Origin of the sequence: Pseudomonas sp. BN505, assembly GCF_029873175.1 — a bacterium.
In the GTDB taxonomy this organism is placed as follows: Bacteria; Pseudomonadota; Gammaproteobacteria; order Pseudomonadales; family Pseudomonadaceae; genus Aquipseudomonas; species Aquipseudomonas putida.
Genome location: NZ_SSOI01000026.1, coordinates 114,734 through 131,655, shown reverse-complemented (window position 1 = coordinate 131,655; position 16,922 = coordinate 114,734). Strand labels below are relative to the sequence as shown.

The 16,922-nt window shown below is 64.2% G+C and carries 12 protein-coding genes; 5 read left to right on the top strand and 7 right to left on the bottom strand.

Annotation, left to right across the window (positions count from 1 at the left end):
• Positions 1-54: 54 nt before the first annotated feature.
• Complete coding sequence (locus tag E8E78_RS05705) at positions 55-1,146, top strand: GGDEF domain-containing protein (protein WP_049275470.1); 1,092 nt, start codon at positions 55-57, stop codon at positions 1,144-1,146.
• A gap of 116 nt (positions 1,147-1,262) precedes the next feature.
• Here the strand turns inward: E8E78_RS05705 and E8E78_RS05700 are convergent, their stop codons facing one another.
• Together E8E78_RS05700 and E8E78_RS05695 are read right to left on the bottom strand one after the other, a co-directional pair.
• Positions 1,263-2,561 carry an ATP-binding protein gene (locus tag E8E78_RS05700; protein WP_059395354.1) on the bottom strand — a complete coding sequence of 433 codons (1,299 nt, stop codon included), beginning with the start codon at positions 2,559-2,561 and terminating at the stop codon, positions 1,263-1,265.
• A gap of 6 nt (positions 2,562-2,567) precedes the next feature.
• Positions 2,568-3,269: a response regulator transcription factor gene (locus E8E78_RS05695; protein ID WP_016499479.1), complete on the bottom strand. Its 702-nt coding sequence runs from the start codon at positions 3,267-3,269 to the stop codon at positions 2,568-2,570.
• Between the two features lie 216 nt (positions 3,270-3,485).
• Between E8E78_RS05695 and E8E78_RS05690 the strand changes: the two genes are divergently transcribed.
• From E8E78_RS05690 to mobA, 3 genes are all read left to right on the top strand, one after another.
• Complete coding sequence (locus tag E8E78_RS05690) at positions 3,486-4,661, top strand: efflux RND transporter periplasmic adaptor subunit (protein ID WP_016499478.1); 1,176 nt, start codon at positions 3,486-3,488, stop codon at positions 4,659-4,661.
• Positions 4,662-4,672: 11 nt separating this feature from the next.
• Positions 4,673-7,801 (top strand): efflux RND transporter permease subunit, encoded by a 3,129-nt coding sequence (locus E8E78_RS05685; protein WP_084967046.1) that lies wholly within the window; start codon positions 4,673-4,675, stop codon positions 7,799-7,801.
• Between the two features lie 61 nt (positions 7,802-7,862).
• A complete protein-coding gene (mobA, locus tag E8E78_RS05680) occupies positions 7,863-8,438 on the top strand; it encodes a molybdenum cofactor guanylyltransferase MobA (protein ID WP_059395356.1) in 576 nt (191 codons plus the stop codon).
• Between the two features lie 161 nt (positions 8,439-8,599).
• Here the strand turns inward: mobA and E8E78_RS05675 are convergent, their stop codons facing one another.
• The 5 genes from E8E78_RS05675 to peaA all read right to left on the bottom strand — a co-directional run bounded on the left by E8E78_RS05675 (position 8,600) and on the right by peaA (position 14,927).
• Positions 8,600-10,273 (bottom strand): fatty acid CoA ligase family protein, encoded by a 1,674-nt coding sequence (locus tag E8E78_RS05675; protein WP_280313362.1) that lies wholly within the window; start codon positions 10,271-10,273, stop codon positions 8,600-8,602.
• 130 nt (positions 10,274-10,403) lie between these two features.
• Complete coding sequence (gene peaD, locus E8E78_RS05670) at positions 10,404-11,525, bottom strand: quinohemoprotein amine dehydrogenase subunit beta (RefSeq protein WP_280313360.1); 1,122 nt, start codon at positions 11,523-11,525, stop codon at positions 10,404-10,406.
• A 32-nt stretch (positions 11,526-11,557) separates the two neighbouring features.
• Positions 11,558-11,881, bottom strand: a complete 324-nt coding sequence (gene qhpC / locus E8E78_RS05665) for a quinohemoprotein amine dehydrogenase subunit gamma (RefSeq protein WP_016499473.1) — start codon at positions 11,879-11,881, stop codon at positions 11,558-11,560.
• Between the two features lies 1 nt (position 11,882).
• Positions 11,883-13,313 (bottom strand): quinohemoprotein amine dehydrogenase maturation protein, encoded by a 1,431-nt coding sequence (peaB, locus tag E8E78_RS05660; protein ID WP_049274520.1) that lies wholly within the window; start codon positions 13,311-13,313, stop codon positions 11,883-11,885.
• 48 nt (positions 13,314-13,361) lie between these two features.
• The gene (gene peaA, locus E8E78_RS05655) at positions 13,362-14,927 is read right to left on the bottom strand and encodes a quinohemoprotein amine dehydrogenase subunit alpha (protein WP_232861166.1); all 1,566 of its coding nucleotides are present in this window, start codon (positions 14,925-14,927) and stop codon (positions 13,362-13,364) included.
• Positions 14,928-15,422: 495 nt separating this feature from the next.
• Here peaA and E8E78_RS05650 point away from each other — a divergent pair, with 495 nt between their 5' ends.
• The gene (locus tag E8E78_RS05650; protein WP_016499470.1) at positions 15,423-16,916 is read left to right on the top strand and encodes an aldehyde dehydrogenase family protein; all 1,494 of its coding nucleotides are present in this window, start codon (positions 15,423-15,425) and stop codon (positions 16,914-16,916) included.
• Positions 16,917-16,922 lie beyond the last annotated feature (6 nt).

Here is a 16,922-nt window from a genome sequence, read left to right as displayed (position 1 = left end):
CTTGTGCTGCGAAAGGGCCGGGCCTGGCAAAGCAGTACCCCCAGGAGCTCACCCATGTTCAAAACCATCGAGGAGCACGTACGCAAGCAGGTCGCCCCCGCCGCCCTGCGCGCCGAGTTCCGCCAGCACGAATTCGAGTCCATGCGCCCGTTCTGCCTGCTGGTAATCTGCGTCAGTATCCTGGTCTGGCTGGTCTTCGACCTGATCGTCAGTTTTCTCGCAGGCCAGGGCTTCACCTGGCTGTCCTACCTGTTCATCTCCCTGCTCGGCTGCCTGGCCGTCGTGCTGAATTTTACCCGCCGCAGCCATCACTTCGACGTGCTCAACCTGCTGTTCATCACCGTCATCACCCTGGGCATGCGCCTGGTAATCGAAGGCCTCCCGGTGGCCCTGCGCCCGGTATGGCTGATCCTCGGGGTCTCCACCGTGCTGTATGCCATGTCGGTGCTGCCGGTGCGGCGCTGGTCATTCTTCTGCGCCATGGCCATCACCTGGGTGATGCTCAGCCCGTTCTACCACACCCGCATGGAGCCCGACGCGGTCGAAGGCGCCATGTTGATCAGCTACGCGGTGTTTCTCAGCGGCCTGGTCAGCTACAGCTACCTGCAGATCCGCAAGACCAAGCTGCACAACTTTTACCTGTCCAAGGTACTGCTGGAGCAAGCCTACGTCGACGCCCTGACCGAAATCCCCAACCGCCGCTCGTTCATGGCCAAAGCGGAGCAACAGTTGCATCAGGCAACCCCCGGGCAGTACCTGGCGATGGTCGACATAGACAACTTCAAGAAGGTCAACGACCGTTTCGGCCACGACATCGGTGACGAAGTACTCAAACGCGTTGCGCTACACATCAAGGCAGCCATGGTCGACGCCGAGTTTGCGCGGTTGGGCGGCGAGGAATTCGCAATTTTTCTTGAGGGGCTGGACCAAAAAGGCGCTGAACAGCGGGTGGAGGCATTGCTACGCAGAGTGCGTGAAGATTCAGGTGCTCATCCGGTGACTATCAGCATCGGCCTGGCACAGGTGAGCGCGGGCGATACGTTAACCATGGCGCTGATCAAGGCCGACCAGGCGTTGTATGAAGCCAAACACACCGGCAAGGACCGGGTCGTGCTATGGACTACACAGTTGGCGGAACAGGGTTAGCAGGCCCGGCCTCTTCGCGGGTGAACCCGCTCCCACAGGGACCGCACAGATTTTGAACGCTGTGGCGTACCTGTGGGAGCGGGTTCACCCGCGAAGAGGCCGGCACAGGTACCCCATCACCCCGCAGGCAAGCGAATCCTGAACTGCGCCCCGCCCAGCGCCGACTGCGCCACAGTCAGGCTCCCGCCCTGCCCTTCGATCGCCCGCCGGCTGATCGCCAGCCCCAGGCCAAAACCGCCGGTGTTGCGGTCGCGGCTGCGGTCCAGCCGGTAGAACGGCTGGAAAATCCGCTCCCGCTCCTCCACCGGAATACCAATCCCGTCATCCTCCACCGTCAGCAGGCAAGCGCCATCGTCCTCCAGACGCAAGCGCAGCAACAGGCTTTCGTCGCAGTAGCGCATGGCATTGCGCACCAGGTTCTGCACCGCCCGCGCTGTCAGCCGTGGGTCCAGCACAAACCGGGGCAAATTGCCCTCGGCCCGGACTTCCCACTGGATACCCCGGCCATCAAGCTCTTCGGCAAAACCGCCGAGTACGCTGTCGACCAGTTCCAGCAACGACACCTCGACCCGCTCGCGGGCCTGGTCGGCATTGTACAGGCGACTGTAGGACAACAGTTCAAGCACCAGCTCATCCAGCTCGCGCACATGCCCCACCAGCTCCAGCAGCCGCTTGCGGCTGGCCTGCGGCACTTCGTCGAACAGCAGCACAAGGCCGAAGTCCAGGCGGGTCAGCGGCGTGCGCAGCTCATGGGACACCGCATTGAGCAGCTCGCGCTGCTGGTTGACGTGGCGCTCCAGGTCACTGGCCATGGTGTCGAACACCCCGGCCAACTCACCAATGTTGGAATGCGGCGAAATGTGAGTGCGCTCGGCCATCTGCCCCTGGCCCAGGCGCCGGGCGGTTTCCTTCAGGCGCTCAAGGTCGCGCCAGTGCGGCCATACCCATAACAGCAGGCAGCCCAGCATGGCCGCACCGATCAGCACGGTCACGCCCCACGACAGCACATTGATGTCCAGCGGGTCTGGCGGTGCATGCAGGCGCACCAGCCACTCCTTGTCCAGCGGTGCCAGCACCGTTTCGTAGTAGCCCCACTCGGCAATTCGCACCGCGTACTGGCCGTGCTGCAGCCGCGCTTGCTCATCCGCGCTGAGCTCGGCCTGGCCCATGCGCAGCAGCTTCACTTCCAGCGGGGCGAACGCATTGGCCAGGTCTTTCTCCACGGCCGGCCACTGCTCGCGCGGGGCTTGGTGGAACTGGCGCACGATCAACGATTGCACACCTTTGGCCTGGTCCAGGTTGTAGGCCATGAAGCGTTCCTGGAACAGGCCAACGATGGTATCGGGAATGAACAGCAACGCACCGGCGTAGGCGACGATGATCACCAGATACAACCGCACCAGGATTTTGAGCATGGCCGGTCAGCACTCCCACTCGACGCGGCTGAACAGGTAGCCCTTGCCCCACACGGTCTTGATCTTGCGCGCTTCGCCGGCGTTATCGTCGAACTTGCGCCGCAGCTTGGAGATGGCCACGTCCACCGAACGGTCGGTGCCGTTGAACTCGATGCCGCGCAGCTGCTGCAAAATGCGGTCTCGGTTCAGCACTTCGCCGGCATTGCGCGCCAGTACCACCAGCAGGTTGTACTCACCGCTGGACAGCTCCACCTCTTCGCCGCGCCAGCTGACCGTGCGCTCGGCCAGGTCGATGCGCAGGCCTCCTATCAGGATCAGGTCGTTATCCAGCCGCGGCTCGTTGACGCTGCTGCGGCGCAGCAGGGTACGCACGCGGGCCAGCAACACGCGGGGCTCGCAGGGCTTGGTCACGTAGTCGTCGGCGCCCATTTCCAGGCCCAATACCTGGTCATGGCTGTCGTCGCGGGCGGTCAGCATCAGGATAGGCAGGGTCTGTGACTCCTGGCGCAGCAGGCGGCACAGTTGCAGGCCATCGATACCCGGCAGCATCAGGTCGAGGATGACCAGGTCGGGCTTTTGCCGACGATATTCGTCCAGCACATGATCGCCCCGGGCGATCACCTGGACATGGAAGTCGTTGCGTTGCAGGTAGCTGGCGATCAGCTCGGACAGGGCGCTGTCGTCTTCGACCAGGAAAATATTCGGCATAGGTGCTTGGGAATCTGGGTTGAGGTAGGCCTGTACGCGATCCCTGTGGGAGCGGGTTTACCCGCGAAGAGGCCGGCACAGGCATACGCAGAATATAGAACCCAGCCGCACGAAAGGATTGTTCTTCACACTTTTTCACACTCGCCCTACAGGTGTTAACAGCCGCATGGGCAGTACCTGCCGTACCATAGGCGCGGTCATCATCGGAAGATCCGCATGCCTACTACCCTCCCCCCTCGCCTGCGCCCATTGGCGCTCATGGCGTTTCTGAGCCTGTCCCTGGCCGGCTGTGGCGACAGCGCCGAGCAAGACGAAAAAGCCCCCACACCGCAAGTGCGGGTAGAAACCCTGCAACTGCAGCCACTGGCCATCAGCAGCGAACTCAGCGGCCGCATCCTGGCGCCGCGCACCGCCGAAGTCCGCGCGCGCGTCGAGGGCGTGGTGCTCAAGCGGGTGTACCGCGAAGGCAGTGACGTCAAACAGGGCGATGTACTGTTCCTGATCGACCCAGCGCCATTCAAGGCTGACCATGACAGCGCCCGCGCCACCCTGGCAAAGGCCGAGGCCACCTTGTACCAGGCGCGTTTGCAGGAGCAGCGCTACCGCGATCTGGTCGACGACAAGGCTGTCAGCCGCCAGGAATACGACAACGCCAAGGCCAGCTTCCTGCAGGCCGATGCCGAAGTGGCCGCCGCCAAGGCTGCCCTGGAACGCACCCGCCTGAACCTCGGCTACGCCACCGTAACGGCACCGATTTCCGGCCGTATCGGCCGTGCCCTGGTCACTGAGGGCGCACTGGTCGGCCAGAACGAGACCACCCCGCTGGCGACCATCCAGCAGCTGGACCCGATCCATGCCGACGTTACCCAGTCTACCCGCGAGCTCAACGCCCTGCGCCGCGCCTTGCGCGCAGGCGAACTGCAGCAGGTGGGCGACGGCCAGGCCCGCGCCACGCTGATCCAGGACGACGGCAGCGCCTACCCGCTGCCCGGCAAGCTGCTGTTCTCCGACATCAGCGTCGACCCCACCACCAACCAGATCACCCTGCGCAGCGAGTTCCCCAACCCGGACCTCGACCTGCTGCCCGGCAGCTACGTGCGCGTACGCCTGGAGCAGGCCGTGCAACCCAAGGGCCTGAGCGTGCCCCAGCGCGCCATCCTGCGCGACAGTGCCGGCGTGCCCAAGGTGCTGGTGGTGGACCAGCAGGCCCGGGTCAGCGATCGCCAGGTGGTACTGGGCAGCGCCCAAGGCGACCGCTGGGTCGTCAGCGAAGGCCTGGCCCCCGGCGAGCGGGTGGTGGTCGAGGGGCTGCAACACGTCAAGGCCGGTGACCAGGTGCAGGTCGACAATGCATCCGGGGCACCGCCCATCGCACAGCACACCGGCCAGTGAGGGCCTGATTCATGCCGCAATTCTTCATCGACCGCCCGGTGTTCGCCTGGGTGGTCGCGCTGTTCATCCTGCTGGCCGGTGCGCTGGCCATCCCGCAGCTGCCGGTGGCCCAGTACCCCAACGTGGCACCGCCGCAGGTGGAAATCTACGCCGTGTACCCGGGCGCCTCGGCGGCGACCATGGACGAAAGCGTGGTGAGCCTGATCGAGCAGGAGCTCAACGGCGCCGACAACCTGTTGTACTTCGAGTCGCAGAGCAGCCTGGGCAGCGCCACCATCACCGCCACCTTTGCCCCGGGGACCAACCCGGACCTGGCCCAGGTCGACGTGCAGAACCGCCTGAAGGTGGTCGAGTCGCGCCTGCCGCGCCCGGTCACCCAGCAGGGCCTGCAAGTGGAAAAGGTGTCCACCGGCTTCCTGCTGCTGGGCACCCTCACCTCTGAAGACGGCAAGCTCGACGAAACCGCACTGTCGGACATCCTCGCGCGCAACGTGATGAACGAAATCCGCCGCCTCAAGGGCGTCGGCAAGGCCCAGCTATACGGTTCGGAGCGCGCCATGCGCATCTGGATCGACCCGGGCAAGCTGATCGGTTTCAACCTGACGCCCAACGACGTGGCCGAGGCCATTGCCGCGCAGAACGCCCAGGTCGCGCCTGGCAGCATCGGCGACCTGCCCAGCCGCGACACCCAGGAAATCACCGCCAACGTGGTGGTCAAGGGCCAGCTGAGCACCCCCGAAGAATTTGCCGCCATTGTCCTGCGCGCCAACCTGGATGGCTCCACGGTCACCGTCGGTGATGTCGCCCGGGTCGAGATCGGCGCCCAGGAATACCAGTACGGCACGCGCCTGAACGGCAAGCCAGCCACCGCGTTCAGCGTGCAGCTGTCGCCGGGTGCCAATGCCATGGAAACCGCCACGCTGGTGCGGGCGAAAATGCAGGAACTGGCGCGTTACTTCCCGGAAGGCGTCAAGTACGACATCCCCTACGACACCTCGCCGTTCGTCAAGGTGTCCATCGAGCAGGTCATTACCACCCTGTTCGAAGCCATGTTGCTGGTGTTCGCGGTGATGTTCCTGTTCCTGCAGAACCTGCGCTACACCCTGATCCCCACACTGGTGGTGCCGGTGGCGCTGATGGGCACCTTTGCGGTCATGCTGGCCATGGGCTTCTCGGTCAACGTGCTGACCCTGTTCGGCATGGTGCTGGCCATCGGCATCCTGGTCGACGATGCCATCGTGGTGGTGGAAAACGTCGAGCGCATCATGGCCGAGGAAGGCCTGCCGCCCAAGGAAGCAACGCGCAAGGCCATGGGCCAGATCAGCGGTGCAATCGTCGGCATCACCCTGGTGCTGGTGGCGGTGTTCCTGCCCATGGCCTTCATGCAGGGCTCGGTGGGGGTGATCTACCAGCAGTTCTCGCTGTCGATGGCAGTGTCGATCCTGTTCTCGGCATTCCTGGCCCTCAGCCTCACCCCGGCGCTGTGCGCCACCTTGCTCAAACCGGTGGCCAAGGGCGAGCACCATGAACGCAAAGGCTTCTTCGGCTGGTTCAACCGGCGCTTTGAAAGCATGAGCAACGGCTATCAGCGCTGGGTGGTGCAGGCGCTCAAGCGCAGCGGCCGCTACCTGCTGGTGTACGCGGTGCTGCTGGCGGTGCTGGGCTATGGCTTCAGCCAGTTGCCCACGGCATTCCTGCCCACCGAAGACCAGGGCTACACCATCACCGACACCCAGCTGCCACCCGGGGCCAGCCGCATGCGCACCGAGCAGGTGGCCGCGCAAATCGAGGCACACAACGCCGAAGAACCCGGCGTGGGCAACACCACCGTGATCCTCGGCTTCAGCTTCTCTGGTAGCGGGCAAAATGCGGCGCTGACGTTCACCACCCTCAAGGACTGGTCCGAGCGTGGTGCCGACGACAGCGCCCAATCGATTGCCGACCGCGCCAGCGCGGCCTTCTCCCAGTTGAAGGACGCCGTGGCGTTTTCGGTGCTGCCGCCGCCTATCGACGGCCTGGGTGAGTCGACCGGCTTCGAGTTCCGCCTGCAGGACCGCGGTGGTATGGGCCACGCCGAGCTGATGGCCGCCCGCGACACGCTGCTGGCCAATGCCGGCAAAAGCAAGGTACTGACCAACGTGCGCGAAGCCTCGCTGGCCGAAAGCCCGCAGGTGCAACTGGAGATCGACCGCCGCCAGGCCAATGCCCTGGGCGTGTCGTTCGCCGACATTGGCTCGGTACTGGATGTGGCGGTGGGCTCCAGCTACGTCAACGACTTCCCCAACCAGGGCCGCATGCAGCGGGTGGTGGTGCAGGCCGAAGGCGACCAGCGCAGCCAGGTCGAAGACCTGCTGAAAATCCACGTACGCAACAACAGCGGCAAGATGGTGCCACTGGGGGCATTCGTCCAGGCCAAGTGGGTCAGCGGCCCGGTGCAGTTGACCCGCTACAATGGCTACCCGGCGGTGTCGATTTCCGGTGAGCCGGCTGCCGGCCACAGTTCGGGCGAAGCCATGGCCGAAATCGAACGCCTGGTGGCGCAGCTGCCGCCCGGCGCCGGCCTGGAGTGGACCGGTCTGTCGCTGCAGGAGCGTTTGTCCGGCAGCCAGGCGCCGATGCTGATGGCATTGTCGTTGCTGATCGTGTTCCTGTGCCTGGCAGCGCTGTACGAAAGCTGGTCGATCCCGACCGCCGTGCTGCTGGTGGTACCGCTCGGTATCCTGGGCGCGGTGCTGGCCGTGACCCTGCGCGGCATGCCCAACGACGTGTTCTTCAAGGTTGGCCTGATTACCCTGATCGGCCTGTCGGCGAAGAACGCCATCCTCATCATCGAGTTCGCCAAGCACCTGGTCGACCAGGGCGTGGACGCCGCAGACGCCGCCGTACAGGCCGCCCGCCTGCGCCTGCGGCCCATCGTGATGACCTCGCTGGCGTTCATCCTCGGGGTGGTACCCCTGGCCATCGCCAGCGGCGCCAGCTCGGCCAGCCAGCAGGCCATCGGCACCGGGGTGATCGGCGGCATGCTCAGCGCCACGTTGGCGGTGGTGTTTGTGCCGGTGTTCTTCGTGGTGGTGATGCGCCTTGCGGGACGGCGTCAGGCGCGTGAAGCCAACGCACAAGGCGGGATCAGCGAAAGCTGACTGGACAAGCCCCGTGTGAAATGGGAGGGTTCCCGGCAATGACTGCCCGGAGCCCTTTTTCATGCCTGATGCACTGCCCCCCTGCTCCATCCTCATTCTCGCCGGCGGCCGTGGCCAACGCATGGGCGGCCGTGACAAAGGCCTGGTCGCGTGGCAGGGCGAACCGCTTGTTGCGCATGTACAGCGGGTGGTGCGACCGCTAAGCGATGACCTGGTGATTTCCTGCAACCGTAACCAGGAGGCTTACCGTACGTACGCTGACCAGCTGGTGGGCGATGCCGAAGCGGACTTCCCCGGGCCGTTGGCGGGGGTGATTGCCGGGCTCAAGGTGGCACGCCATGAGTGGATGGTGGTACTGGCCTGCGATGCACCACTGGTTGACCGCGATTTGATCGAGGCGCTGTCAAGGCTGGCGGTGGCCAGTGACAGTGCGGCGATGGTTCGTCAAGGTGGGTTTTGGCAGCCGATGTTCAGCGTGCTGCCACGGCGAATACTGCCAATGCTGGAGCAGGCCTGGGCGGCGGGTGAGCGCAGCTTGCAGAAGGCCCTGCTGCGTGAGACGGTGCAGGGGCTGGAATGTACCGAGGATGATCGCCGGCTAAGCAACTTCAACAGCCCGGAACTATTGCAAGGCTAAGCACATGGCGCGGTCATTGTAGGAGCGGCCTTGTGCCGCGAAAGGGCTGCGAAGCGGCCCCGGGATTTCAGCTGTGACGCATAAATTGCTGGGGCCGCTGTGCGGCCCTTTCGCGGCACAAGGCCGCTCCTACAAAGGTCCGCGTAGCTGAGGGGTGATGGTTATCGGGAGGACAACTCCGCGACACTGATCTCGCGCATCCTGAACTTCTGCACCTTGCCGGTCACCGTCATCGGGAACTCGTCGACAAAGCGGAAGTACCGGGGCACCTTGAAGTGCGCAATACGCGCCCTCGCCCACTCACGCAGCGCTTCTTCACTGGCGGTATGCCCCGGGTGCAGCCGCACCCAGGCCACGATTTCTTCGCCGTACTTGCTGCACGGCACGCCAATCACTTGCACATCCGCCACCGCCGGGTGGGTGAAGAAGAACTCTTCCAGCTCGCGCGGGTAGATGTTCTCGCCGCCGCGAATGATCATGTCCTTGCTGCGCCCGACGATGCGCACATACCCCTGCTCGTCCATTACCGCCAGGTCGCCGGTGTGCATCCAGCCCTCGGCATCGATGCTGTCGGCCGTGGCCTTGAGGTTGTTCCAGTAACCGAGCATCACGCTGTAGCCGCGGGTGCACAGTTCGCCGATCTCGCCACGCGGCACGGTATTGCCGTCGGCGTCCACCACCTTGTTCTCCAGCCGTGGCTGGGTACGGCCAACACTGGTCACCCGGCGCTCCAGGTCATCATCGGGCCCGGTCTGCAGCGACACCGGGCTGGTTTCGGTCATGCCATAGGCAATCTGCACCTCGGCCATGTGCATTTCGCCGATCACCCGGCGCATCACCTCGATCGGGCAGGTGGCGCCGGCCATGATCCCGGTGCGCAGGCTCGACAGGTCGAACTCGCCGCGTTGCGGGTGGTCCAGTTCGGCGATGAACATGGTCGGCACACCGTACAGCGCGGTAGCTTTTTCCTCCGCCACCGCACGCAGTGTGGCCAGCGGGTCGAACGCATCGTTGGGGTAGATCAGGGTGCTGCCGTGGGTCATGCAGCCAAGGTTGGCCATGACCATGCCGAAACAGTGATAGAGCGGCACCGGCACCACCAGCCGGTCGTGCTCGGTAAGGCCCAGGCTTTCGCCGACCATGTAGCCGTTGTTGAGGATGTTGCTGTGGCTGAGGGTGGCGCCCTTGGGGAACCCGGTTGTGCCGGAGGTGTACTGGATGTTGATCGGGTCATCGCAGCGCAATTGCGCCTGGCGCTCGGCCAGGGCCTCGCGGCTGACAGCGTCGGCGCGGGCTTGCAACGCGGGCCAGGCCAGGAAGCCTGGGGGTGGCGAGACGGCCAGGCTGACCACGCCGCGCAGTTCGGGAAAGCGCTCGCAGATCAGCGCGCCGGGTTGGCCGCTGGCCAGGCCTGGGATCAGCCCCTGCAGCATGGCGTGGTAATCGGAGGTCTTGAACGCGTCGGCACAGATCACCCAACGGCAGCCAGACTGCCCGAGGGCGTAATCCAGCTCGCTGGAGCGATAGGCCGGGTTGATGTTGACCAGGATCGCGCCCACCTTGGCGCTGGCGAACTGGGTGATGCACCACTCGGCGCAGTTGGGTGCCCAGATACCCAGCCGGTCACCGGGTTGCACGCCCAGTGCCATCAGCGCGCGGGCGTGCTGGTCGACGGCCTCGGCCAGTTGCTGCCAGGTGTAGCGCAGGGCCTGGTGGCGCACCACCAGCGCCTGGCGGTCGGGGAAGCGGGCGACAGTGGTATCGAAGGCGTCGCCGATGCATTGGGTAAGCAGGGCTTTGTCTGGATTGCCCTGGGAGTAGCTTGGCTGGGGCATGGCAACCTCTTGTTGTTTTTGTGGTGTTTCGGCCGGCCTCTTCGCAGCGCAAGGCTGCTCCTACATTGGAACGCGGTGACCTGTAGGAGCAGCCTTGTGCTGCGAAGAGGCCAGTAAATCCACCCTGGTTCTAGCGGATAAACACCTGTGGCGTAGTGGTAGACATGTCACCACCGGGCAACTTGATGTTCTTCACCTTCTCCAGCGTATCCGGGTTGAACACTGCCAGGTCGTTGAAGGTGCCGCCCAGGTACAGCTTCTCGCCCTTCTTGTCGAAGGTGACGCAGTAGTAAGTGTGCTCAAGGTTAGCCGCCTTGATCAGCTTGCGCTGCTTGATGTCGTACTTGGCCAGGCGGTTGAGCACGCCGTAGATCTGGTTCGGGTCTTTAGGCGAGCGCAGGCCGGTGAAGTACAGCTCGGTCAGGTCGGCGAATTCCTGGGTGTGGGTCTTGCCGGTCTTGAGGTCGACGCTCAGGTAGCCATACAGTGGCTCGGCGGTGGCCGGGTCCTGCTTGTCGTCCTTGAACCTGGCAATCGTGTACAGCATGGTGAACTCGTGCCGCGGGCTCTGGTGCGGCCAGAAGTACAGCACGTCCGGGGCGCTGTAGCCTTTGCGGTTCCAGTTGCGCAGCGGCAAGGCCACCGTGTACTTGCCGGTTTTCACATCCATCTTGTAGATGTCCGGCCCTGCGACAAACAGGCTGCCATCGTCGGCGGCACGCATCAGGTACACCTGGCGCGGCATCGGGAAGGTGCGCACCGGCTTGGCCTGCAGGCCATCGGTGGTGCTGAACACCTCCAGCCGTGGCGGCTTGACCACGTAATGGTCGTTCAGCATCTGGGTCGGGTTGACCGTGGCGTACACTTCCTTGCCATCCGGGCTGATAGCGAACGAGTACATCGACCGGCCCACTTCACCCGCCACGCTCGACAGGTTGGCCCGGAAGGTGTTCTTGCAGGTATCCAGGTCGATGCCGTAAATGTCGCCGTAGTGATTGTTGAGCACGTAGGCGGTACGGTTGTCCGGCGCCATCATCGCAGTGCCAGGGCCGAACTTGTCGGGCATCTGGCAGCTTTTGTACACCGTGTCGGTGGCCACATCGACCACATGCAGGTTGTTCGGGTAGTTGGTCACGATCATGTATTCGTGGCCAGCCTTCAGCGCAGGCCCGGTGTCGTCAGCCTGAGCCAGCCCGGCGCAGGCCGTGGCGGCGATGGTGAGCGCGAGTTGCGCGCAGCGTCCAGCTTTCATGCGGTTTCCCCTTGTCATTCTTGTTGGGCCGGTCACTTGTCTTTCGGGAACACAGTGCCCAGGTTGCGCCAGTCATCCGCCGAGTTGGTCGCCTGGGCGTTCCAGTCCTGATAGGTGCTCATCATGTCCGGCACCTGGGCCGGCCACCAGCAAGGGTCGGAGCAGCCATACAGGTCGGCCTCCATCGGTTGGCACAGCGAGCTAACGCCACCAAAGGCATCCACTTCCCAACCCGGGTCCGTGGTGGCCGTGCAGCCGGCCACCGCACTCATGGCCATGACTTCTTCGATGCGGTCTTCGGCAGCGGCCTGCTCAAGGATGCGCGCCTTGTTGTTCAGGGGCTTCAAATGCTTCATGTCAGTGCGCCTTCCGCGGGGTGATGTAGCGGTCGATGAAGGCCGGGTTGGCGGCCATGATGCGGCTGTAGACTTCGATGCCGAAGTCGACCCAGTCGCGCATCAATTCGCAGTAGTGGTAAGTCGGGTGCTGCGGGTCGCCGTAGCGGGCGTAGCTTTCGTGGTAGCAGCCGCCAGAGCACAGGTTGCGAATGCGGCAGCTCTCGCAGCCGGTGTTGCTGCGGTCCAGGCGCTGCGATAGGAAGTCGTTGAGCTCCACCTGCTTCACCCCCTGATGCACGTTGCCGAAGGTCGGCAGGCTAGAGCCGGTGAAGCGGTGGCACAGGTTCAGCTCGCCTTCATGGTCCACCGCCAGCATTTTCAGCCCGGCACCGCATGGCAGGGCCTTCTTGTGGCCCTCGTGAATGTCGGTGATCAGCTGGTGCAGGTTGGAGAAACCGATGTTGCGGTGTTCCAGTGCTGCGTCCAGGTAACGGCGGCCCAGCGCCTTCATGTTGGCGAAGACCTCAACCAGTTCTTCGCCGGTGAGGTTGAACGCCGCCATGTCGCCGGAGGTGACCGGGGCAAAGCCGACTTCGGCAAAGCCCATTTCGTTGAACAGGTGGTTCCAGATGGTCTCGATATCGGTGATGCCGCGGGTCAAGGTTACCCGCGCCCCCACCGGGCGACTGTTGTAACGCGACAGCAGCATGTCGGCCTTGCGCCGCACCACGTCGTAAGTACCCTGCCCGCCCACGGTGATGCGGTTGCGGTCATGCACGGTCTTGGGGCCGTCGATGCTGATCGACAGGCCGAAACGGTGGGCATTGAGCCAGTCGACAATTTCTTCGGTCAGCAACGTGGCATTGGTGGTCATGATGAACTCCACCTGCTTGCCCGCCTCGGCGAAACGCCGCTCGCAGTAAGCCACCATGTGCTCGATCAGCGGCCGGTTGGACAACGGCTCGCCACCGAAGAACACCACGCTGTAGCGCTCCTCGTCGGGCGACTCCTTGAGCAGCATTTCCACCGAGGCTTCGGCGGTGGCGGTGCTCATCTTCTTGCCGGCAGAAGGCTTGTCCAGGTCTTCCTTGTAGCAATAGGTGCAGCTGAGGTTGCAACCAGTGTTGACGTTGAGCACCACGGTATTCAGCGCGGTGCGCTCGACCCGCTTGACGCCGATTTCCGGGGTCAGCGGCGAGCCGTCACTGACCAGCTCCAGCGCGATCAGCTCGCGCAGGGTGTCCTGGATATCATTGCCGGCAAACTGCTGGCCCAGGCGCTGCATCAGCTCCTCGGCCGAACAGCCTTGCTGGCGCAACATGTCGATGATGCCCCCGGTCACCGCGTCGGCGGTGAACAGCGAACTGCTGGGGATATGGAACAGCATGCGGTCGGCATCAACCTGCACTTCATGCAGGTTGCGTTCGACCAGGTTCAGTAGTGCGCCCATGGCGACCTCCCGGTAATCGATCCGATGGAAAACCGTTGCACCCTGCCGTTACGGCAGCGGCGGGTTGTTCCAGCGCTGAACGGTGACGATCATGTGCCCTTCGCCGGTCTGGCCACCGTCGGCCAGCGTGGCGATAACCTTCAGGTTGCCCGCGTTGTTGGTCATCATCTTGCGTTCAGGGTTAGGGCCGGCACCGCCTGGCACGAACACGCCATCGGCCTGCATTTGCCCGGCGAACTTGACGTCCTCGTCCTCGACCGCACGCTCGTTGAACGGCTCGACCTTCCAGGTGGCCGGCAGGTAGCCGATGCGCAGCGGCTGGCCACTGGCATCCTTGCCCCAGGCTTCCGCCTCGAAGCGGCCTTGCACCTTCGGCACCGAAGCGCCGTTTTCGCCGATGCGGGCAATGGAGAACGCCGGCACGACTTTCACTTCCTCGACCTTGTCGTACACCGCCAGGTTCACGCCTTTGAGCGCGCCCACTGCAACTTCGCGCTGCCCGGGCTTGGCGTCGGCTGCCGCGCGGGCCTTGACCCGTAACAGCGTCGGGGTCTGCTCCAGCACTTCGGTCACTTCTACCCCGGCCCCCAGGTCGGGCTTGCCGTCCAGGCCGCTGCCCACCAAGGTGATCTCGCTTTCGCCACCGGCCTTGATGAATGCCGGTTGCACCGCCAGCAGGCGTGCCTTGCCTTCCTTGGCTGCCATGAAGTCCAGGCCACGCTCGTCGTGTTCGGCCTCGAACATGCGGCCTTTCATTTCGCCATCCAGCGCCGCGAATACCTGGCGCAGATTGGTGTCGCCAACCTTGACGTTGCCGCGCCATTCATAGCCGTTGTACAGGATCGCAGTGCCGTTGCCGTTGAAAGGAGTACCGTCGGCATAGGCGCCCTTGACCTCGACCTTGAAGGTGTCGCCCTCCCCGGCCGAAACGCTCATAACACCGCGCACATCGCCCTTGGCCAGCATGTGGCCGCTGAACGCCCACTGCCCCGGCAGCACGTCGGCCTTCGGTTTTGCCTGCTGCCATTCAGCCCAGGCCGGGTTGTCCAGCGGGTAGCGCCTGGCAAGTTCCGGCACCACCTGTTGCAGGGCAATCGGCAACCAGTCGCGGTCCCGCGCCTGGGCCTGGTATTCGAGGGATGGCCACTGGCCGAGGTGGAAATTGACCAGGTGCTCCCACTCCTTGGCGGGGCGGCGCTGCAAGGCGACGCGAGCACCAGAGTGGCAGCGGCCACAGGTTTCGCTGAGCTGGGTGTCGAAATGCTCGACCGTGTTCAGCCGGCGCTCCATGGCGTAGCGCACGCCATCGGTTTCGCTGGGCGCCAGGCCCTGCTTGTCGGCCAGGTACTTGACCAGCGTGCGACGGTCGTCGTCGCTGATCTGCAGGCCGTGCATCACCTGCATGCGAGCGATGCTCATCAGCCAGCCTTCCGGCGTTTTACGCTGATGGCTGATGCGGCTGTAGGTATCGTTGCCTTCGGGGATATGGCACCCCATGCACTTGTTCTGCAACAGGCTCGGGCCCTGCTCGGCCGCCATGGCCTGGGTGCTCAGCAGCGCGGCGGCGACCAGCGCCAGTTTGCCCGCATGCCGCCGGAGTCGAGTCGTCTTCAAGGTCAGACCTCCACGGATGTTGTTCTTATCGTTTTTCGCACGCTTTGGTACAGCAGGTGTGCATGTGGCAGATGTGATACAGGAACTGTGCCAGTTGCAGTAAAAGCGTTGCCTTTCAACCTTTTAGGCAGTTTCCGTGGCCTGGCCAGCAGCCAAGATGGCCACTTGCAGCGTGCCAATTCGCGACTAGGTGTTTCATCCTGAGACAAGGGCCTGCCACGCAGGCCTTCGCGGGCATGCCCGCTCCCACAGGAATGGCACAACGCCTGGGGTCAACGCTGTACCTGTGGGAGCGGGCAAGCCCGCGAAGAGGCCGGGACATCCACTGTTGCACCACCGTCTCACACCGTCTCAATGTGCAACAGCGCACGCCTGCAATCACAACCTTGCGCCCAGGCAAAACCCAACGCCTTCAACGCCTTGCGGCCATCTGCCCACCTTGGCACGCCCATTGCGCCTGTGCCCTTTACACCCAATGACAAGAGGCACAGCCCCATGCTTTGTGAACTGCCCATCCTGCCCGCCACCCGCGCCTTTCTAGAACGCAAGCTGAAAATGCGCATCGGTGCCGACTGGCAGGACGCCGCCAGCGGTCGCACCCTGTCGTTTCGCAACCCGGCCACCGGCGAAGTGCTGGGCGAAGTGCCCGCCGCCGACGCCGAGGATGTCGACCGCGCCGTGCGCGCAGCACGCCAGGCCTTCGACGACTCGCCGTGGAGCCGCCTGCGCCCGCGGGAACGCCAAAACCTGCTGTGGCGCCTGGCCGACCTGATGGAGCGCGACGCTCGCCAGCTGGCCGAGCTGGAATGCCTGAACAACGGCAAGAGCGCCGCCGTCGCCCAGGTGATGGACGTGCAACTGGCCATCGACTTCCTGCGCTACATGGCGGGCTGGGCCACCAAGATCGAGGGTAGCACCGTAGAAGCCTCCATGCCCTTGATGCCCAACGACCAGTTCCACGGCTTTGTGCGCCGTGAGGCCATCGGCGTGGTCGGCGCCATCGTCGCCTGGAACTTCCCGCTGCTGTTGGCCTGCTGGAAGCTCGGCCCGGCCCTGGCTACCGGCTGCACCATCGTGCTCAAGCCCGCCGATGAAACCCCACTGAGCGTGCTGAAGCTGGCTGAACTGGTAGACGAAGCTGGCTACCCGGCAGGCGTGTTCAACGTGGTGACCGGCACCGGCCTGAATGCCGGCGCCGCGCTCAGCCGCCACCCCGGCGTCGACAAGCTGACCTTCACCGGTTCCACCGAAGTGGGCAAGCTGATCGGCAAGGCGGCCATGGACAACATGACCCGCGTCACCCTGGAGCTGGGCGGCAAGTCGCCGACCATCGTCATGCCCGACGCCAACCTGCAGGAAGCTGCTGCCGGCGCCGCCACGGCGATCTTCTTCAACCAAGGCCAGGTCTGCTGCGCTGGCTCGCGGCTGTACGTGCACCGCAAGCACTTCGACAATGTGGTGGCCGACATCGCCGGCATCGCCAACGGCATGAAGCTGGGTAACGGGCTGGACCCGGCCGTGCAGATGGGCCCGTTGATCTCGGCCAAGCAGCAGGACCGCGTCACCGGCTATATCGAGCTTGGCCGCGAACTGGGTGCGACCATCGCCTGCGGCGGCGAAGGCTTTGGCCCGGGTTACTTCGTCAAGCCGACGGTGATCGTGGATGTCGACCAGCGCCACCGCCTGGTGCAGGAAGAAATCTTCGGGCCGGTGCTGGTGGCGATGCCGTTCGATGACCTGGACGAAGTAATCGGCATGGCCAACGACAACCCCTATGGCCTGGGTGCGAGCATCTGGTCCAACGACCTGGCGGCGGTGCATCGGATGATCCCGCGCATCAAGTCCGGCTCGGTGTGGGTCAACTGCCACAGCGCGCTTGACCCGGCGCTGCCGTTTGGTGGCTACAAGATGTCTGGCGTGGGTCGTGAGATGGGCGCAGCGGCCATCGAGCACTACACCGAGCTCAAATCGGTGCTGATCAAGCTCTGATCCTCT